This window comes from Brucella rhizosphaerae (assembly GCF_002252475.1).
Taxonomy (GTDB): domain Bacteria; phylum Pseudomonadota; class Alphaproteobacteria; order Rhizobiales; family Rhizobiaceae; genus Brucella; species Brucella rhizosphaerae.
Genome location: NZ_NNRK01000026.1, coordinates 410,768 through 431,046, shown reverse-complemented (window position 1 = coordinate 431,046; position 20,279 = coordinate 410,768). Strand labels below are relative to the sequence as shown.

The following is a 20,279-nucleotide window of genomic DNA, read 5'->3' as shown; positions in this document are numbered from 1 at the left end:
AATCTAACCGCTTTTCTGAAGCCAGTTATAAAGTCCGTCCGCTGCCGCTAAGCCCATCGCGAAACATGCGGTCAAAAGATAACCGCCGGTTGGCGCTTCCCAGTCGATCATTTCGCCGGCAACGAACATGCCGGGCAGTTTCCTGAGCATATAGTGCTCATCGATTTCGTTCCATTCTATGCCACCGGCAGACGAAATGGCCTCTTCAATTGGTCGAGGACGAACAAGTGGAACTGCGAGCGACTTGATGGTGCGTGCGAGTTTCGTCGGGTTTTTCTCCCGCTGAAATTCAAGCACCAGTGCTGTTTTAACACCCGTAAACCCGGCACCTTTTCGCAATAGATTACTTATGCTTAGCTTCTTATCCTGTCGTTCCAGATCATGTGCCAATCGCTCGACCGTCCGACCCGGCGCCAGATCAAGAACCAGACTGGCCTGCCCGTTCTGTTCCAGTTCATCGCGCAATGCCGAAGAGTGTGCATAGACAAGACTGCCTTCGACGCCACCGCGCGTAATCACAAACTCGCCTTGTGTCACGCCTGCACCGCTGGTGATCGTCACAGACTTGACCGGTTCGCCTGCGAAGCGTTCGGCAAAGATATCACTCCAATTGACATCGAAACCACAATTTGCCGGACGCAAAGGAGCAATAGCGATGCCCTGCTCCTTGAATAGTCCACACCATGCGCCATTGGAACCGAGCTTGGGCCAGCTTCCACCACCGAAAGCGAAAAGTGCGGCATCACATGATACAGTTTCAATCCCATTTGGCGTTTGAACCAGAGGCTTGCCCGCCGCGAAGCCAATCCATTTGTGGCGGGTCAATATCTTGACACCCTGCGCTTCCAATTGACGTAACCATGCACGCAGTAAAGGTGACGCCTTCATCGCTTTTGGGAATACGCGGCCAGAGGAACCGACAAAGGTTTCAGCACCCAGCGCATCCGCCCAGTCGCGTAAATTCTGCGGTGTGAATTGTGCTAAAGCCGATAGAAGCAGATTGTTGCTTGCACCATAGCGTTGGGCGAATTGTGCGAAATCTTCGGAATGCGAGATGTTGAGGCCGGACTTTCCGGCCAACAAAAACTTGCGCCCGACCGTTGGCATCTGCTCGTAGACTGTGACCGGTAACCCAAGTGCCGACAAGCGTTCGGCGGCGAACAACCCCGCTGGGCCGCCGCCGAAAATCGCGACTGAGCGCTCACGCATCGCTATCCGCACCGTTTTTCTCAGTGGGATCAGACATCAATCTTCTTTCTCCAGCATTTCTTTAACAGCAGTTGCTAACTGTTTGAGAGAGAAGGGTTTTGGCAGGAAGCCAAACTTGGCATCCGCCGGAAGGTTACGGGCGAAAGCATCTTCTGCATAGCCGGACACGAAGATGAACTTGATGTCTGGATGAGTCTTGCGCAATTCGCGCAGAAGCGTTGGACCGTCCATTTCAGGCATGACAACGTCGGAGACCACGATATCAACCAGACCGCCCAGCTCTTCGAGAACCTCAAGTGCTTCGACGCCTGACGCTGCCTCGTGCACGGTATAACCGCGCGATTGCAAGGCGCGCACCCCACCCATACGAACCGCGTCTTCATCCTCAACGAGAAGAACAGTCGCGGAGCCCGAAAGGTCTGTTGCCTTTTCGACTTTCTTCTCTTTGATCGCTACCGGCGCATTGTCTGCGCCCTTTTCTTCTATATGGCGTGGGAGGAAGATCTTGAAGGTAGTGCCTTTGCCGACTTCGGAATCGCAATAGATGAAGCCGCCTGTCTGCTTGATGATGCCATAGACCATGGAGAGGCCAAGACCGGTGCCCTTGCCTACTTCCTTCGTGGTAAAAAATGGTTCGAAGATTTTCTCCAGCACATCGGCTGGAATGCCCGTGCCGCTGTCTGCAACTTCAAAGACGACATAATCGGCTTCAGGCAGGTCACGATAGTTGAGCTTCGCCGCTTCGGACGCTTTGACATTGCGCGTGCGCAATGTGATCTCGCCACCTTCAGGCATGGCGTCACGGGCGTTTACGGCCAGGTTGACTGCGACCTGTTCGAACTGACCGAGATCGGCCTTAACAGGCCAGACATCGCGTCCATGTTCGATCTTAAGACCAATATCCTTGCCAACCAGGCGTGCCAGAAGCATGCGCAGATCAGCGAGAACGTCGGTAAGGTCGAGAACCTCCGGACGCAGTGTCTGACGGCGCGAGAATGCCAGAAGCTGTCGAACGAGCGAAGCCGCACGATTTGCATTCTGCTTGATGTTCATGATGTCCGGGAAAGACGGATCAGAAGCACGGTAATTGCTCAGCAACAAATCCGACGACATGATGATTGCGGTCAACACGTTATTGAAGTCATGGGCGATACCGCCAGCCAGCTGACCAACTGCCTGCATCTTCTGGCTCTGCGCCATCTGATTTTCAAGCGCCTTCTGCTCGGTGGTCTCAACAGCAGAAATGATTGCCGCTTCTTCGCTGGTTTCACGCAGATCAGTAACAGCACTCATATAAAAACGAATATGGCGCTCTTCATTGCCCGGAAGAACTGTGTCGACCGGTGAAATGCTGGCCTGTCCTGCAAATGCAGCGGCGAGCGCCTTATTGAAGGTTTCGCGGTCGCGTTCGTGAACGACATTCTCAAGCTTCATGCGGTTGTCGATTGCATCGCGATCGACTACTGGCGCGAATATATCAAGGAAGCGCGCATTGGTACGCAAAGTATGCCCTTCAGCATCCACAGCCGCAATGGCCATCGGCGCCGAATTGAAGAACCGCGTAAACCGCACTTCTGCTGAACGCAATGCAGCGGATGAATCTTCACCCTCAGCGCGATCCAGAACGATTGTACGACTTGTGCCGCGAGTTCCATCGCGTGCCGCCTGAACGCGGTGATAGAAGCGAACAGCCAGGCTTTGGCCATTACGCTTGATCAGATCGAGATCGATGACTGTATTGCGGCTAGTGCCCGGCTCCGCCTTGACGGCCTTGATGAGAGCCATCCCACTACCCGCCACAATATCATTAAGCGTGAGCGAGCCCGGTGTGAATTGTGTGAGATCGACACCAAGCCATTCGGCGAGTGTGGCATTAAGATAAATAATGCGGCCTGACGGATCGGCCGAGAAAAAGCCTGCAGGTGCATGATCAAGATGGTTGATCGCTTCCTGAAGTTCCTGAAAGAAGCGTTCTTGTTCGGCGCGCTCATCGGAAATGTCAGCAATCTGCCAAGCGACGAGTTGTCCTTTGAAATCCTGTCCGCCATCAACGGCGCGCGCCTTGATGCGATACCAGACCGGCGCGGCCGAGCCATGCCCATCGCGTGAAAGACCGCCGGAAATACGCACTTCCTCCTGCCCCGACAAGCCATCGCGGACAGCGTTTGTCAGACGATAGATCGCATCAGAGGCAGCGGGTTCGTTCGTGAGGATATTGTCAAGCGAGCGCACACCATCGGCAGTGGCAACGCCGGTCATCCCGGCATAGGAATTATTGGCATAAACAATCTGGCCGCGAGAATCCGAAATCACGGTTCCTTCCGGCAGTGTATCCATGAAGGTATGAGCCAGATCCTGCCCGCCGTGGCGCTGGCTGAACTGGATCAGGCCCGTGGCAGCTCCGAAAAGATAGAAAACGCCGATCATGGACAGGATGCCCATCAAGACGATTGCGAAACCATCGCCAAGCCGGTCGCGAAACACAAAATAGACAAGGGCTGCAACTGTCAGCACGACGCCGATAATCAGGAGCCTCAAAGCTGAGCTTGAGCCACGCTTCGGCATGACGAGCGGTTTCGGATAATTATTGTCCGTCTGTCGCGACATCAGGCCCACTGCCCTTTCATGCTGTTTGGCTGAACTGCATGGACGACAAATCGTCCGTTCGCTGTTACTTCCAGCTCAAGCGCTATCTTATTCATCAAGCAAAACCAATCACGTTCCCTGCATCGTTTTCCAGCTCTATGTCTTGTGCCAGATTTTGACGCATATTGCAGGGTATATACGATTCGCAGAATGCGTTAATTGCCCGACAGCACAAGCTTGCGGACTTTAAAACAGTATCAACTATGCTGTTTTGCACCGTTTTGGCTGGGGATCATATGTTTCTCACAAATTGATGCATCATTCCCAAGCAGGGCAAATTGAATTAGTGTTCTTTGGACATGTGTTGTCTCGGTGATTTGAAGCGCGGGGAATTGTGGTTTCCGTCAGCCGGGCATTATTCGTTTTAGTATGAGAGGGTTACCCGCATGAAGGAATGGCTCAGCGGTCTTGTTGGAGAAAGCACGGCAAATATTGTCGGCTTCATCCTTATTTTTGCGATCATTTTAGGCGGAATTTTCGTTGTTCTGAGTATTATCCGCCGCTTCAGTGGTGGAGGTTTTGCCACGAACGGTCGAACAGGACGTCAGCCAAGACTTTCGGTTATGGATGCAGCAGCCGTCGACAGCCGCCGCAAGCTTGTTCTGATCCGCCGTGATGATGTTGAACATCTGCTCCTTATCGGTGGCCCCACCGATGTTGTCGTTGAACAAAATATCGTCATGGAATCACGCGCCAACTCACGTTCGCAGACCGTGCGTATCGAACCGGAGCATATCGAGCGTTTCCGTCAGCATGAGGCCAACATCTCGTCCGAGGTGGCTGAGCGTCCCGCTCTCACGCAACATGCATCGCAGTCGGTGGAAAAGGGCGAAGCCATTCAGCTCAATTCCCCAATCGAGACGCCTGTACAGCGCAGACCCGAACCGGTTCGGGAAACACCCGTGCAGCAGGTCAGCCCTGAAGCTCCGCAGTTTCGTGCGCCACCGCGCCCGCCTGTTTCGCCCGTTGCTCCTCAGCCTCCAAAAACAACTGAGGCCCCAGTCGTCCAGGCTCGTCCGCAGCCGCCTCGTCCTGCTCCCAACTACCCACCGCAGCCACGGACTGTGCTTCCAGCTGCCCGTCCGACAGAACAGCCTCAGTCGCCACGCCTGCATCCCGCTTACCCTCTTAGCCAGGTTTCACGCGGGGTTCTCAGCTCAACATCAGGTCTTGGTGCCGCTGCCGCAGCGGTTGCTGCCTCTGATCTTGGTGGTGTTACGCCAGAGCGTGAGGTGACGACGAGTGCAAAGGCCACTGTGTCTGAAATCGGCGATATTCTGCAAAGCCCGACAGTGACGACATCATCGGCGCCAGATTTCACGCCCGTTGCTCCTAAAACAGAGCCAGTTACGGCTTCTTCAAATTCGGAGCCGGAAGCTGCTGATGACGATCTGGGCGATCTTGGCGGTGCATTGCACGACGCCATCATGGCTGATCTTGAAACCGACAGCCTGACTGGTTCTGAGAATAAAGAACCAGAAATGCTGGAAGTTGATATTTTTGAAGAAGAACTGCTGGGTTCACTCGATATTTCTCCAAACGGTGGCAAGCCGGATGACAGTATCGAGGACGAAATGGAAAAGCTTCTTGGCGAGCTAACCAAAAATGAAACCCGCAACTTTTAAGTAAGCCGTACTGATTGAATGTGAATTGTAAAATTCAGGGTATCAGTCCAAAAGGCTGATACCCTTTCTTTTTGCCTGATCAGATCGGCCCCGGTTAAGATTGAATCATTAAAACTTCTCTATCTGTTCGTTTAACGAGCATCTTTCCCGCAAACCACTTCATGCTTTTCGGCTACTCACTAAAGGCAAAGAAAAAAGGCTGCGGATACCGCAGCCTTTAAAGAATTTTCTACTCGACTTGATGAAGATCAATCGTCGCGATAGACCTTTTCGCGGCGCTCATGGCGCTCTTGTGCTTCAATTGAAAGCGTTGCGATTGGTCGTGCATCAAGTCGTTTCAAACTGATTGGATCGCCGGTTTCCTCACAGAAACCATAGGTACCCTCGTCAATACGGCTGAGAGCTGCATCGATTTTGGAAATCAGTTTGCGCTGCCTGTCACGAGCGCGGAGTTCAATTGCCCGGTCCGTTTCGGAGGATGCCCTATCCGCCAGGTCCGGGTGATTTGCATTTTCCTGCTGTAGCGCATCGAGTGTTTCGCGTGCTTCGCGCAGAATATCATTCCTCCATGCAACAAGTTTTGCACGGAAGTAAGACTTCTGCCGTTCATTCATGAACGGCTCGTCTTCAGTGGGCCTATAGTCAAGGTCGATCAATTCACTCATTCTGAATCACCCCACATCTAGGAGACGCGAGCGGTTATATAAGTCCATAGTAACAAGGACACAACATCAAACACTCACGTCTCGCTACTTTTTAATTCATCAAAATTGTGTGATTTAGATGAAAAAATAAGCAGTTTAATTTCAAAGTACAATTTATTCGGTTTTATTTTTATAAAACACTTCAAAATATTAGGTAGCAGCCTGCTCAAGAAACATAATTACAAATGAAGAACAATTGATCCTCCAGATTATGCTCAATAATGCAGCAAAACTATCTGTGAATATTCACGTCACACACCAAAAAGTTGCCCGAAACTGTGTGAAGCGGGAGCAATTTTGCAGAAAATGTGGCATGAAAAGCGCTGCATTCGCATCAAAATGCAGTTTGGAGCCCGCGATGAGTCGTCTTTTTCTCCTCCGTCATGCCAAGGCCATATGGGCAAAGCCCGCAATGAAAGACTTTGACAGGCCGCTGGATGAAGAGGGTATTTCCTCGTTGAACGAGCTGGCCATTGCAATGAAGGCATCAAATCAAATGCCGGGAAAGGTTTTGCTTTCGGCATCCTGCCGCACCCGCGAAACTGCATTTGGTTTGATTGAACGGCTCGGAATAGACGTCAACATGATCATCGACGAGACGATCTATGGTGGCGGCGCGGGCGAATATATGCAGGCAATCAAGAACAATGCAGATGCAGAGCCGTTGATGCTGGTCGGGCATAATCCTAGCATCGAAGATCTGGCATTGGCCCTTTGCGGTGCGGGTGATCCTGCAAGTGTTTCAAGGCTTGAAGCAGGATTCCCAACCGCATCGCTCGCGACAATCACCTTTGACGGTCCATTGTCAGATATTGCGCGCGGCAAGGGCTTTCTGCAGAGCTTTCCTCTGCCGCTTTAAGAACTTAATCATTGAATCCATCGCTTCCTTGTTGATACGGCCTGCGAGTTCCTATGTATGGCAGTGACAAGATGTAATTTTCACGAGGGAACAATTGGCAAAACTGACCAGTTTCGGCGATGAAGCAAGGATCGCATTCGACACACTGACGGATCGGGCCACGGGCTTGATGTCTCCTTCGTTACGGCTCGGTGTCACTGGTCTTTCCCGTGCTGGCAAAACGGTTTTCATAACGGCGCTGGTGCACAATATGGTGCATGGCGGTCGCCTGCCCTTGTTCGAGGCTTATAAGTCCGGGCGTATTTCGCGTTCTATGCTCGAGCCACAGCCGGACGATGCAGTTCCGCGTTTTCAATATGAAGAGCACCTTTCGGCTTTGCTCGACGAACGCATCTGGCCGGATTCGACGCGCGCTATCTCGCAACTTCGTCTCACGATTGAATATGAAACCGCATCCGCATGGGGCCGCTGGCTTTCACCGGGACGGCTTTCGGTCGATATTGTTGATTATCCCGGTGAGTGGCTACTCGATCTTCCTTTGCTTGGAAAGTCCTATAGCGAGTTCAGCGCGGATTCCTTTGCTCTTGCCAATGAGCCGACACATAAGGATCTGGCACAGCAATGGCTGGCAGACGCACAAACTGTTGCGCCTTCCGATAGTGCAGATGAATTGACTGCGCAGCGACTGGCCAGAAGTTTCACAGCCTATCTGCGTGCTGGCAAAGCAGACGAGCGCGCACTTTCGACTTTGCCGCCGGGACGTTTTCTAATGCCGGGCGACCTTGAAGGTTCGCCAGCCCTTACATTCGCACCTTTGCCGGAGCTGAAGCCGGAAGATTTCAAAACTGGCAGTCTGGCTGCGATGATGGAGCGCCGTTACGAGGCTTATAAAACACATGTAATCAAGCCGTTCTTCCGCGAACATATCGCCCGGCTCGATCGCCAGATAATCCTTATCGATGCCATGCAGGCTATGAATGCCGGTGGCGCAGTGGTCGCTGATCTGGAACGCGCGCTGACCGATATTCTATCCTGCTTCCGTCCCGGTCGTGCCAACCTATTGACGGGCCTTATCCAACGCCGCATTGGCCGTATTCTGGTGGCGGCCACAAAGGCCGATCACCTTCATCACGAAAGCCATGACCGGTTACAGGCAATTGTCCGCCGACTTGTGGAACGGGCAATTGAGCGCGCTGATTTTTCAGGCGCTGATATTGATGTGCTTGCCATGGCCGCAGTGCGTGCCACCCGCGAAGCGACTGTGAAAGAAGGCAAGGATACGCTGCCCGTCATCATCGGGACGCCACTTAAAGGCGAACGAATTGATGCAGAAGTGTTCGATGGTGAAACTGAAACCGCTATATTTCCTGGTGATTTACCAAAGAACCCTAATGTAATATTCGAGCCTTCACTGTCTAGCGACGAAGCAGCTATTCGCTTCGTACGTTTTCGACCTCCACGTCTGGAAAGAACGGCTGAAGGTCTAACGCTTTCATTGCCGCATATCAGGCTGGACCGCGCACTCCAGTTTCTAATCGGGGATCGTTTGGCATGAGTGAGCAGCCTCCACGCAAACCCGCAGCATTTACCGTTAAGAAGCCAATGGAAACGGAGGCTTCCGATCCGACGCAGGAAACGCCACGTCGTCCGCGTGCCGTTACGGACCTTGAAAAGGTCGTTCCAGAGATCGATGTCTTCGCCTTAAGCGATGAAGAAGCTGCTGAACTGGAAGTTTTGGACCCGTCGTTTGAAGCTCCGCCTCGCCAGCGCTGGTCTTTGAGCAGAATACTGTTGGGCGCTTTGGGCATATTGGCTTCATTTGCCATCGGCATTTGGATAGAAGACCTCATTCAGGCGCTTTTTACGCGTGCGGACTGGCTTGGCTGGACAGCACTTGGCGTAGCAATGATAGCGCTCGCCGCGTTTGTGGCCATTATCGCGCGTGAATTATTGGCTTTGCGGCGATTGGCATCGGTGCAGCATCTGCGCAAAGACGCAGCAGATGCGGCGGAGCGTGATGATATGGCCGCAGCACGTAAGGCTGTGGATGCGTTACGCACGATTGCGGCAGGCCTGCCTGAAACCGCACGGGGACGACAGACCCTGGATGGCTTGACCGATGAAATCATTGATGGCCGCAACCTTATCCGTCTTGCCGAAACAGAAATATTGCGCCCACTCGATCGTGAAGCACGCGCATTGATCCTCAATGCGTCAAAGCGTGTTTCCATCGTCACCGCGATTAGTCCGCGTGCGCTCGTCGATATTGGCTATGTGATTTTTGAATCCGCCCGCCTGATCCGCAGACTGTCGCAGCTTTATGGCGGTCGTCCGGGCACATTGGGCTTTCTCAAACTTGCTCGGCGGGTCGTGGCACATCTGGCTGTGACCGGAACGTTGGCGATGGGGGATAGCGTCATTCAGCAGCTGATCGGCCATGGACTGGCATCACGCCTGTCTGCAAAGCTCGGCGAAGGTGTTGTCAATGGCTTGATGACCGCTCGCATAGGCATTGCAGCAATGGATGTTGTCCGCCCTTTCCCGTTCAATTCGGAGAAGCGCCCCGGCGTTGGTGACTTTATCGGTGATATTGCGCGCATAAATGGCGAGAAAAGCACGAAGCCGACAAAGCGCGGCTAATGAGTTCAAACGTCAAACTCGAAAAATCCCTTAGATTCATGAACTTGATAATGGTCCTTTTGATTCCGACATTTGTCCAACGCCTGTAACCAGGGGATGCAAATGTCGGAATCATGCCACCAGAGCACATTCATATTCGGGTAATAACGTTGACTTTAGTTGTCGCGACAACGAAGCATTAACCATTCGCAACGATTATGGGATCGACAATATATAGGGCGCTCGAATCTGTGATCCTGGCGCCACCGAAACGCACCGTCACCCGATTGTTGGATGTGCGGTTGCGGAGTGCTTACAGATAAATTATTGGAATAGTGCCTTTTGGTCGAGATTCCGGGACAGAGCTGAATATGAAAAACTACATCGCTGCATGCCTCACGCTACTGCCCGCATCGTTTTTTGCTGCGCCAGCTTTGGCCGCAGATAAGGATGAACAGTTTTTCCAGACAATTGAGGGCCAATGGTCTGGTCCGGGTGAAATCGTCGCCGGCAAATATAAAGGCACGAAATTCATTTGCTCTCTGGCGGGCACAACCCCCAACGATGCTGTCGGTATGACACTTGATGGCTCCTGCCGGGTGGGTGTTTTCTCCCAGCCTATGAAGGCAACCGTCACACGTGTTGGCTCCAGCTATTCCGGCAAATTCAATGATGGCGCAGAAGGCAAAGGCCTGAATGTAACGTCGGGTTCCGTCACAGGAAACAAAGTAGTTCTCGGTCTGAACCGCAAGGAACTGACTGGTGCCATGCTTGCTCGCGTTGCCGACAAAAACACCATGAACGTCACGGTGTCGGTTCGGGTTGACAAGGACCTTGTTCCTGTAATCGGGATGAGCCTCAAGCGCATTGATAATATAGCGGTTGGCAGCATCGCTAAAAACTAGAGCGTTTCAGCTCTGGTCGCTAAGAGTCTGCACACTTATTCGAGCCACCAGCCCGCATCACTGCGGGCTTTTTCTATTTCATCGCTGATACAAGCCTTTTCCCATTCAGACACACTTTTGCCTGCAATCAGGAGTGTTGGCGCAATATCATTGAGCGGAACGAGGACGAATGCGCGTTCCTGAATGCGCGGATGTGGAAGCTCAAGCACGGGTTCATTCATGACTACCGCCTCGCCTGATTTCTCCATCGCAAGAATATCGATATCGATGATGCGTGGTCCCCAACGCTCCAGCCGAACACGTTTCAACGAACGCTCAATCTCCAGACAAGTCTCAATCAACTTGATTGGTTCAAGCGTGGTTTCGATTTCGGCGCAAGCATTTTGAAACCATGCCTGATCCGTCTTGCCCCATGGTGGAGTGCGATAGACATTTGAAACAGCGACAACCTTTATGTCTTCACGAGCATCAAGCCGCTGCAATGCTTTGGCCATGGAAGCGACTGGATCGTCGATATTACCGCCCAGGCCAAGCCAAGCGCGAAAGGGCCAAGCGTCATAGATAACGGCATTGTTCATCAGCGCGGATAGATCACTGTTACTTCAACATGGTCCAGAACGCCCGGAACCGGCGCATTCGGCTTGCGAACCGTGATTTCAGCGCGCTTGATCTGCGGAAAGCGCGCGACCAGTGCCTTACCGACATCGAGTGCAAGCGTTTCGATGAGATAACGCTGACGACCGGTGATGATGTCCTGAATGACGGTAAAAGCGATCCCGTAATGGACTGTGCCTTCAATATCGTCGTTGTCCAGCGAGTCGCCGGGATCGACATCTAAAATCGCGTCAACATAGAAACGTTGGCCGAGTTTATGTTCCTCGTCAAAGACGCCGTGGTGCGCGAAGAACGCGCAATTCATGATACGGATGGTGTACACGGCCATATTTCCTATTTTGAATTCAATCTGCTTTGCAGGATAGCATCAGCAACCGCAAGTGCGTCCCTATTAAAAGCGACATTGTGAACACGGAAGATGTCGGCTCCCGCCAAACGCATCGCCACCGATGTTGCTGCAGTTCCAACATCGCGCTTCAAAGGATCTGCCTGTTCGGTAATCGCTCCGACGAAGCGTTTGCGCGACGTACCTACAAGCAAAGGATAACCGAACCGCTGCAGTTCCTCCATGCGCGCCATCAGCGCGACGTCTTCGTCCTTGTCCTTGCCGAAACCAAAACCCGGATCAAGAACGATACGGGAGGCTTCAATGCCCGCCCTGCCTGCAATGTCGAGCGATACATCTAAAAATGCAAACTGATCGGCAATGACATCAGGATTGATACTTCTAACGCGGCTGGTGTGCATGATAACGAGACCTGCACCAGTCTCTTTTGCTACTTCAGCGATCTCGGGTTCTCGTTGCAGCCCCCAAACATCATTGACAATATGAGCGCCAGCCTCCACCGCAAGCCGTGCAGTTGAGGCGCGATAGGTATCAATTGAAATAATGCAGCCGAAACGGTCACTAAGAGCGCGAATAACTGGCAAGACACGAGCTGCTTCAGTTTCAGCATCAACAGCAGCACTGCCTGGGCGTGTCGACTCACCGCCTACATCGATAATTTCTGCGCCATCCTCAAGCATCGTTTCGGCTGCTGCCATGGCCTTATCAAGATCATTGTGGTGACCGCCGTCGGAAAAAGAATCCGGCGTAATGTTCAGAATGCCCATAATGACAGATTTTGCACCCAATTGAAGGTTACGATCGTGGGCAAGTTGCCATTGTTTCATCATTGACGAATTTTCCGATTGTCTTTTTCGAACCGAATGCAGCCAAACAGGCACTAGTGGATTGAATTTAACCTTTGAATCCCGACCGACATACATACTGTTTCAAACGTCAAATTCGAAAAATCCACTAGATACATATGCTTGCTAGTGGTCATTTAGATTTCGACATTTGCTCAATGCCCGTCATTAAGGGATGCAAATGTCGGAATCAGAGCACAAGGCCGTTTTATGAATGGCGTTATAGTTCTCTTGACGATTGCATGCCATGTTGCTCATCAGTGAATTTACGAGTTTCTTTCTGGTTTTATGAAGAGGTGCCGGAACATGTCTTTGAAAAAACGGGTTCTGGCTTTGGGGTTGGCGCTTGCAGTTGTCGCTCCACATGCTGAAGCTGCATCAATTTTCCGGACGTTTAGCTATTATAATGTCAATGGAAAGACTGCTGAAGATCTGGATAAGGCATTGTCGCGCAGTGGGCCCTTTCTCAAGAAGACCGGGCAGCACCATCCGGGAGCAGCCGAAATCCGTTTCGATGCCAAGGTACGCTATGGTCGTGCGGCCGGCGATCGCGCCTGCAAGGTTCAGGGCGTTTATGTGAATGTTTATGCAAAGGTCATGTTGCCACGCTGGAAACAACGCCGCAAAGCCTCACCCGAGCTCGCGCTGATCTGGGATACTTTGTATCAGGATATCCGCCGCCACGAAGAAAGCCATATCGTAATTGCCCGCAGCCATGCGAGCGAAATGGAGCGCCAGATACGCTCGCTGCGTAGCCAGAAAGATTGCGCTACCTTACGCACCAACATCGATAAGCTGACGGAACGCCAGATGGCAGCGCATGATAAAGCGCAAGAACAGTTTGACCGGGTCGAGACGATCAATTTTGAACGCCGCTTTGAAAGACTGCTGACCTACAAACTCGAAAAAATGGTTCAGTAGAATATAAAGCCTATCTGGCTTGCTGCAATTCGCGCCTGATGGCCTGGGTCATCAGGGCAGCCTCGTGGAAACCGGAAAGTATAAGTTTCAGCTTTCCCGGATAATGGCAGACATCCCCTATTGCGTAAATCTTTGACTGTGACGTACGGAACGTTTCCGGGCTGACAACGAGCGCATTGCCAAACCGTTCAAGGTAAATCGAAGCCAGCGGATCGGGTCGCACAATCTGACCGTCAGATGTCAGGGCACCCAGCCCCGAGGCGATCAGCAAGATTTTTGCAGTGAACGTTTTGCCACTCGATGTTGTGAGCTCAACGCCCTTCTCACCGAAAGATACGCCTGAAATCAGCAGATTGAATTCGAAGTCGGGATGATAAGGTTCGATTTGCTTCAGCAGACGATCAACCAACTCGTCACCCATAATTTCAGGGAAAGCCGGAATGTCAAAGATTGGCTTGTCAGCATAAAGTGCTGTGCACTGTCCACCTGCCCGGCTCATGGAATCAAACAACCGGCATTTGAAACCGAACAATCCCAGCTGAAAGACAGAGAAAAGGGCGACAGGCCCCGCGCCGATGATTGCGATGTCAGAATGACCTTCGGCTTCCATCGACGCCCCTTTATATGTTGCCACTCTGCTTTGAAATATTAATTCTGTCGTTCTGGCACTTTGACGACGAGGCCGTCTATCTCATCCGTCACACGGATTTGGCAAGAAAGGCGCGAATTGGGCTGTGGTTCGTAAGCGAAATCCAGCATATCCTCTTCCATAGCATCCGGACCGCCCACGATCTCAGTCCAGTCGTCATCGATATAGACATGGCAGGTTGCACAGGCACAAGCACCACCGCATTCAGCATCAATGCCTGGAATGCCGTTTCGGATTGCAGCTTCCATTACGCTCGATCCGTTGTCAGCTTCAACTTCGATGCGTGAAGCGCCATCAGCGGATACGAATACAATTTTTGTCATTTTAAGTTCCTGGACACGCCTATGCAGCGCGATTGATATCTCGCAGACGCAAATACGGCCTTATGCGTGGAGTTTCAACCATTGGAGCATATTCGGCGAATAACTGCGCCAATATGCCGTTGCTTTAGCTCACATTTCAATCTGACAGACCAAATCTGCACAACAGGCTTGTTTTGCGAGCATGTTTTTCATGAAGCGTTTCCCGCTCTTCGGGATTAGCTTTAGCGGGTATTCCACCTAAATATAAGTATTTACTGCTATACCCTTGTCGCATGGCACCAATAAGCATTATTGTAGGGAATGGAATATTGAGTTTGAAGGCAGTGTAAATTCTCACCTCATGAATCAAACCATCGGTAGAATATTATTAACAGCTCTCCTTTAACGCGCATTTTTGTTAACGAATTGGCGAAGATGCGTTATGGTGCATAATCGCATTGGTTTGATTTCCACAGAATGATCGTTAAAGACAAAACGCCAGAAAACCGGCATTTTTTGCAAGTCCGCCCATTTTTGTTAACCTTGTATTTAAAGTTTTAGACATCAGGCGCGGGTGCCTATTTCATTAACAAGCCCGAGCCGATACGATGAAAAATGGCGGAGTAGTTTTGTAACGGCTCTATAATGATCCGGCCGTCGCAGTAATGAGTACGAGGTAGGCAAGGCAATGGCTTCTAAAACCAAGGCGCAAAAGCTCGACCATGAGGTTGAACAGGCACTTGAACATGCACTCGATATCGATTTCGGTGACGATTTTGACATCGATATGGACCTGAGCGCGATTGACGAGGAATTCTCAGTCGATGACCTGGAAGAGCAGATTTCGCGTGCTGCCGAAGAACTGGTTGCAGAGCAGAACACGAAAGTGGTCGATGCTGCGAAAGTCTCTCCTATAGACATTACGACGGAAGGAACGGCGAAGGCCGAAACGATTGCAACCGTTTCCGTTATTGCAAGCCCTGCTGCACCGCCTGTGCCTCCGGTCGTCAATGCTGCATTCCCGTCCGCTGCACCTCAAGCTGCCAATGTTGCGCCGAAGCCCGCCAACAAAGCCACGCCTGCAGTCAGGGAAGCCGCGCCAAAGCCTGCAACGTCCGCGCCATCTCCATCACAGGCATCTATATCCGCTGTTGTAGCTGCCACGCCTGCCGCCGCTCTTACGCCTGCCAATGATGATTCTCGCAATGGCAGAGCCGTTGCCGCTGCACCTCGCCGCGTAACAGAACGTTCTTCCAAGCTCTATTGGACCACGACCGCAATGAGCGTGCTCTGGGCAGCTGGTGGTGTGGCGATCAGCAAGGCAATCAGCCCTGATGTCTTTTCAAGCCTTCAGGCAACCAAAGATTTCTTCACGTCCCCTGCTGGTATCGGCGTAACTGCCGGCACAGTATTGCCTATCGTCATGTTCTGGGGCTTTGCACATCTCGTCCGCCGTGCGCAGGAGATGCATGTCGCAGCACGCAGCATGTCGGAAGCAGCTTTCAAGCTCTTGCAGCCTGAAGCCGCCGCTGGTGATCGTGTATCCACTCTGAGCCAGGCCGTTCGTCGCGAAGTTGCTGCGATGAACGAAGGTATCGAGCGCACACTCGCACGCGCTGTTGAACTTGAGACTCTTGTTCAGTCTGAGGTTAATCAGCTTGAACGTGCTTATAGCGACAACGAAGTCCGTATCCGTTCGCTCGTCAGCGATCTTGGCAATGAGCGCGAGGCCGTAGTCAGCCATGCTGAACGCGTCCGTTCTTCCATCACCGGCGCTCATGAGCAGCTGAAAGAAGAATTGTCGAGTGCTGCCAATATCATACGTGATAATGTTGTCTCGGCGTCCGAACAGCTTAGCTCGCTTCTCGGAGATTCTGGTGAGCGTCTCATCGGCAGCATCAATGAAAGCGGCGGCGCAATTGCCGAAGCTATTGAGAAGCGTACCGGCGATATCGCAACGCGCATCACCACTTCTGGTGAAGCTTTCGCAACTGAACTCGACACCCGTATCGCAACGCTCGATCAGCAATCGCGTGACATTTCAGAGCGCGTAAGCTCAGCACTTGATGAGCGTACCGCTGGTATTGCCACTCTGCTCGGCGGCGCTACTCAGTCCATGGTCAGCGAATTCGATGCACGTCTGACGCAGCTCGACACGACGCTCAACGAACGTGGCCGTTCGCTCCTAACCGAGTTTGAAACGCGCGCTCATGCACTCGACAGCAGCACTGAAAAGCTCAATGCAGCTCTCGAAACCCGCTCGCGCCAGATCAATGAAAACCTTATTGCTCGCACCCGCGAGATTGCAGAAACCTTCTCTGGTGGCCGTACCGCTTTCAGCACCATGATCGATGAAACGAAGACAAAGATCAGCGATGATCTGACTTCGATCAGCGAAAGCGTGGGTAACATTCTTAATGAGAAGGCTTCGTCCTTCGCAGGCACGCTCGCTGAAAGCCGCAATATTCTGGCTTCTTCGCTTGAAGGGGAAACAGAACGCGTTTCTGCAGTCATCCGCGATCATGCCGACACGCTCGCTGCACGCACGAGTGATATCGAAAACGCGATCAATAACAGCTCTTCGGCTCTCAATTCTGCCGCGGAACACCATGCAGCCATCCTTGCTGACAGAACTAGCGTTCTACAGGAAGAAATGGCCAACAATGCCTCGCGTCTTGATGCCACCTTTGCTGATCATGCTCGCTCGCTGGACGAACGCGCTGCTTCGCTGCATAGCGTCATCACCGGAAATCAGGCAGTGCTTGCTCAGTTGATGGATGAACGCACGACCGCATTGCGCGATAATTTCAACGAAAATCGTGAAGTTCTGGCACGCACATTCGATGAACGTGTAAGCTCCCTGCAGGCGCTTATCGCTGGCAATCAGCAGGAACTGTCGCGCGTGTTCGACGAACGTTCGCAGGCGATCAGTGAAACGATCGGCGCAAGCCGTGACGCATTTGAAGCGACCTTTACTGATCATGTTCAGCGCGTTGAGGAACGTACAAGCGGCCTTCGCTCAGTACTCAACGATCACAATAGTGCCCTTGCCCACATTCTTGATGGACATGAGCACACAATTGAAGGTCGCACGGCTGCGATCCGCGAAACACTGACCGAAAGCACTGCGTCGCTTGGCCAGACCCTTCAGGATCATGGTGATATTCTTTCGCAGCGCACTGCAAACCTGCACAATGCGATTGAAACCAGCAGCGATGTAATTACCCGCGCATTCGAAGGCCAGACCGGCATTATCGAAGAACGCACACAGACAATGGAAAAGGCGCTCACTATCGGCGTCGACAACGTTCGTCGCGCACTTGAACAGAGTGCAGGTGTCGTTGCAGGTTCGCTGCGTGAAAAAATCACAGAAGCTGCAAGCATCCTGTCCGCAGAAGCTGCGAAGGCTGGCGAATCGCTCGACGGTTTTGGTCAGAGCTTCAGCGCAGACCTCACCACCAATCTTACAGCTACAGAAGAGCGTCTCAGTGAACGTGCCAATGCTATTGCATCTCGTCTGGCACAGATCGAAAGCAGCATTGCAGATACGGCAAGCAAGACAAGCGAAACTCTCGCCGGTCAGAGCGAAGCGTTCGCTGCAAGCGTTGCGGACAATCTGGCTGGTACAGAGGCTCGCCTGAACGAACGTGCAAGCACGATAGCCGGTGGCCTTGAGGCCATTGAAAGCCGCCTCACCGGCGAACTTTCGGCAATCGAAGCCCGCATCGCCTACACTGCAACCAAAACAGGCGAAACGCTGGCAGGTCATAGCGAAGCATTCTCGGCGAACGTCGCTGACAATCTCGCTGGCACAGAGGCTCGCCTGAATGAACGTGCAAGCGCGATTGCTGGCGGTCTTGAAGCCATCGAAGCCCGCCTCACCGGCGAACTTTCGGCCATCGAAGCCCGTATCGCTGATACTGCGACCAAGACCAGTGAAACACTGGCTGGCCACAGCGAAGCCTTCTCGTCGAGCGTTACAGAAAACCTGTCGGGCACCGAAGCCCGCCTTGCTGAACGCGCAGATGCCATTGCCACGCGCCTCGGTGATATCGGTTCGCGTATCACGATGGAACTTGGTTCTGTTGAAGCACGTATTGCTCAGGTAACGGACACTACAGCTGTTACGCTTGAAGAGCGCACACGCGAACTCAATGCAGTTCTTTCGGCCCGCTCACAGGAAATCACGCAGATCCTCAATGACACTGCCGAGCCTCTCGTGCAGCGTCTTGCAGATAGCGGTCGTGGACTTGCTGAGCAGCTTGAAGAAGCAACACACGCCGCCACCGATCGTCTGCGTGCTGAAAATGCAGCTCTCGTCAACGCACTGGCCAGCCGTACAGCAGAAACCATTGCGGCAGTGCAGCAGGCAAAGTCCGGCCTTTCGGAAAATGTCAGCGATTTGATTGATCGTCTCGCCGCTTCAAACGGTGAACTCGGTAAGCTTATCGATGCTGCTGCCCGCAACCTGACTGATATCGATGGTCGCCTGGTCGAAACGACAAGCAGCTTCGTCGAAAACGCCAACCGTGCAGCACAGATGTTCCAGGCGTCAACTGGCCTGATCGACACCAATATCGGTACGTTGCGTGCACTGTCTGATGGTACGCTGTCGCAGATCGCGGATATTGCCGAGCGTTTTGAAGACCATGGCAAGGTTCTCTCGACCGCTTCAGATATGATCAACTTGGCTCAGAATGGCCTCGCAGGTACACTTGAAGATCGTCATCTGGCACTCGACAAGCTGGCTTCCGGTCTGGTTGAAAAGTCTGAAGGCATCGAAAAATTGATGCAGTCGTTTGAAACAGTCGTTGCTTCGGCATTCCAGCGCGCTGAAGGTCAGACACGTTCTTCCGCTGAGAAGATGCGCGAAAGCGTTGCTGAAATCGTTGAACAGGCATCGCAGAGGTTCTCTGCTGCAACCGACGATATTCGCCGTACCGCAACTGAAATCCGTAGCGAACTCGACACCACCCGTGGCGAACTCAAGCGCGGTGTCCTTGATATGCCGGCTGAAGCCAAGGAAACGACGAGCGCAATGCGTAAGGCCGTTGGCGAACAGATCAACGCTCTCAAGGAGCTTGCTGAAATCGTCAATAAGTCGGGCCGTCTGGTCGATGTTGGCGAAAGCCGTGCGGATCGCCCAGTTTCGCGTCCTGTTCAGGCACAGCGTCCGGCACCTGCACCAGTTCAGGCACCAGTTCAGGCACCAGTTCAGGCGCCTGTAGCGGCACCACGTCCCCAGACGCTGGCACAGGCCGAAGTTGCTGCCCGTGCCCGTCCGGCTGAAGCTCCAAAGGCTGCACAGCCTGCGCAATCGGCTGAAAAGCCACGCGGTTGGGTTTCTGATCTTCTGGCCCGCGCTTCACGCGAAGACGAAGTTTCTGCACCTTCACAGGCGCAGCCAACGACCGCTCCGCGTTCGCCAAGCCATGTGGTTGAATCCCTCAACTCGCTTTCTGTCGACATTGCTCGCGCAATCGATCACGAAGCATCGGTTGAACTTTGGGACCGCTATCGTCGCGGCGAACGCAACGTCTTCACGCGTCGTCTCTATACGCTGAAGGGTCAGCAGACCTTTGACGATATCAAGCGCAAGTATCAGACAGATGGTGAATTCCGCCGCGCCGTAGACCGTTACATGGATGACTTCCAGCGCTTGCTCGAAGATGTTGCCCGCAACGATCGCGACAATATGGTGACACAGACCTACCTGACGTCGGATACCGGCAAGGTCTACACTATGCTCGCTCACGCAAGCGGACGCCTTCGCTAAGCGGGATAAAACAAACAAACAAAAAACGCGGCTCCCGGGCCGCGTTTTTTATTGTCCGCTATTTTGCACAGTTTCATATTCGGATGCGCACGGCGTCGGTTGATGAAGCCATAAACAGAATGAACCATCAGGGATAATCCCGGTGTGATCGAACACGGATCGGCGCATCTCAACGTTCTATCTTAACGATCATCTTGGGCAGACAATCTGCTTCACACTTCACGGGCTGCATCTCTATTTTATAGTGGCAGCGTGGTG

General features: G+C 52.6%; 15 protein-coding genes. 7 read left to right on the top strand and 8 right to left on the bottom strand.

Annotated elements, in window-relative coordinates:
* Nucleotides 1–3: 3 nt before the first annotated feature.
* Together CEV32_RS11400 and cckA are read right to left on the bottom strand one after the other, a co-directional pair.
* Nucleotides 4–1,209, bottom strand: a complete 1,206-nt coding sequence (locus CEV32_RS11400; RefSeq protein ID WP_094577233.1) for a TIGR03862 family flavoprotein — start codon at nucleotides 1,207–1,209, stop codon at nucleotides 4–6.
* Between the two features lie 36 nt (nucleotides 1,210–1,245).
* On the bottom strand, nucleotides 1,246–3,816 hold the full coding sequence (cckA, locus tag CEV32_RS11395; RefSeq protein ID WP_094577232.1) for a cell cycle histidine kinase CckA: 2,571 nt from the start codon (nucleotides 3,814–3,816) through the stop codon (nucleotides 1,246–1,248).
* Nucleotides 3,817–4,241: 425 nt separating this feature from the next.
* Between cckA and CEV32_RS11390 the strand changes: the two genes are divergently transcribed.
* A complete protein-coding gene (locus CEV32_RS11390; RefSeq protein ID WP_094577231.1) occupies nucleotides 4,242–5,480 on the top strand; it encodes a flagellar biosynthetic protein FliO in 1,239 nt (412 codons plus the stop codon).
* A 248-nt stretch (nucleotides 5,481–5,728) separates the two neighbouring features.
* Here CEV32_RS11390 and dksA read toward each other — a convergent pair whose 3' ends face one another.
* Nucleotides 5,729–6,145: an RNA polymerase-binding protein DksA gene (gene dksA, locus CEV32_RS11385; RefSeq protein ID WP_094577230.1), complete on the bottom strand. Its 417-nt coding sequence runs from the start codon at nucleotides 6,143–6,145 to the stop codon at nucleotides 5,729–5,731.
* 397 nt (nucleotides 6,146–6,542) lie between these two features.
* Between dksA and CEV32_RS11380 the strand changes: the two genes are divergently transcribed.
* The 4 genes from CEV32_RS11380 to CEV32_RS11365 all read left to right on the top strand — a co-directional run bounded on the left by CEV32_RS11380 (nucleotide 6,543) and on the right by CEV32_RS11365 (nucleotide 10,567).
* Entirely contained in the window at nucleotides 6,543–7,043 is a 501-nt protein-coding gene (locus CEV32_RS11380; RefSeq protein WP_094577481.1) for a SixA phosphatase family protein, read from the top strand.
* Between the two features lie 94 nt (nucleotides 7,044–7,137).
* A complete protein-coding gene (locus tag CEV32_RS11375; protein ID WP_094577229.1) occupies nucleotides 7,138–8,598 on the top strand; it encodes a YcjX family GTP-binding protein in 1,461 nt (486 codons plus the stop codon).
* Complete coding sequence (locus CEV32_RS11370) at nucleotides 8,595–9,683, top strand: YcjF family protein (RefSeq protein ID WP_094577228.1); 1,089 nt, start codon at nucleotides 8,595–8,597, stop codon at nucleotides 9,681–9,683. The genes CEV32_RS11375 and CEV32_RS11370 overlap by 4 nt, the downstream gene beginning before the upstream one ends.
* A gap of 350 nt (nucleotides 9,684–10,033) precedes the next feature.
* Entirely contained in the window at nucleotides 10,034–10,567 is a 534-nt protein-coding gene (locus tag CEV32_RS11365; RefSeq protein WP_094577227.1) for a hypothetical protein, read from the top strand.
* A gap of 35 nt (nucleotides 10,568–10,602) precedes the next feature.
* Here the strand turns inward: CEV32_RS11365 and folK are convergent, their stop codons facing one another.
* Genes folK through folP form a run of 3 tightly spaced genes read right to left on the bottom strand, consistent with a single transcriptional unit; the run spans nucleotide 10,603 to nucleotide 12,358 of the window.
* Complete coding sequence (gene folK / locus CEV32_RS11360; RefSeq protein ID WP_094577226.1) at nucleotides 10,603–11,145, bottom strand: 2-amino-4-hydroxy-6-hydroxymethyldihydropteridine diphosphokinase; 543 nt, start codon at nucleotides 11,143–11,145, stop codon at nucleotides 10,603–10,605.
* Nucleotides 11,145–11,504: a dihydroneopterin aldolase gene (gene folB, locus CEV32_RS11355; protein ID WP_094577480.1), complete on the bottom strand. Its 360-nt coding sequence runs from the start codon at nucleotides 11,502–11,504 to the stop codon at nucleotides 11,145–11,147. The genes folK and folB overlap by 1 nt, the downstream gene beginning before the upstream one ends.
* Nucleotides 11,505–11,515: 11 nt before the next feature.
* Complete coding sequence (gene folP, locus CEV32_RS11350; RefSeq protein ID WP_094577225.1) at nucleotides 11,516–12,358, bottom strand: dihydropteroate synthase; 843 nt, start codon at nucleotides 12,356–12,358, stop codon at nucleotides 11,516–11,518.
* A gap of 321 nt (nucleotides 12,359–12,679) precedes the next feature.
* Between folP and CEV32_RS11345 the strand changes: the two genes are divergently transcribed.
* Nucleotides 12,680–13,294, top strand: a complete 615-nt coding sequence (locus CEV32_RS11345) for a DUF922 domain-containing Zn-dependent protease (RefSeq protein ID WP_094577224.1) — start codon at nucleotides 12,680–12,682, stop codon at nucleotides 13,292–13,294.
* Between the two features lie 10 nt (nucleotides 13,295–13,304).
* On the opposite strand, the gene CEV32_RS11340 is transcribed toward CEV32_RS11345, so the two are convergent.
* Both CEV32_RS11340 and CEV32_RS11335 read right to left on the bottom strand, forming a co-directional pair.
* On the bottom strand, nucleotides 13,305–13,904 hold the full coding sequence (locus CEV32_RS11340) for an NAD(P)/FAD-dependent oxidoreductase (protein WP_094577223.1): 600 nt from the start codon (nucleotides 13,902–13,904) through the stop codon (nucleotides 13,305–13,307).
* 38 nt (nucleotides 13,905–13,942) lie between these two features.
* Nucleotides 13,943–14,266, bottom strand: a complete 324-nt coding sequence (locus tag CEV32_RS11335; RefSeq protein ID WP_094577222.1) for a 2Fe-2S iron-sulfur cluster-binding protein — start codon at nucleotides 14,264–14,266, stop codon at nucleotides 13,943–13,945.
* A gap of 667 nt (nucleotides 14,267–14,933) precedes the next feature.
* On the opposite strand from CEV32_RS11335, the gene CEV32_RS11330 reads away from it, so the two are divergent.
* The gene (locus CEV32_RS11330; protein ID WP_094577221.1) at nucleotides 14,934–20,021 is read left to right on the top strand and encodes an apolipoprotein A-IV repeat region-like domain-containing protein; all 5,088 of its coding nucleotides are present in this window, start codon (nucleotides 14,934–14,936) and stop codon (nucleotides 20,019–20,021) included.
* The last annotated feature ends 258 nt before the right edge of the window (nucleotides 20,022–20,279 follow it).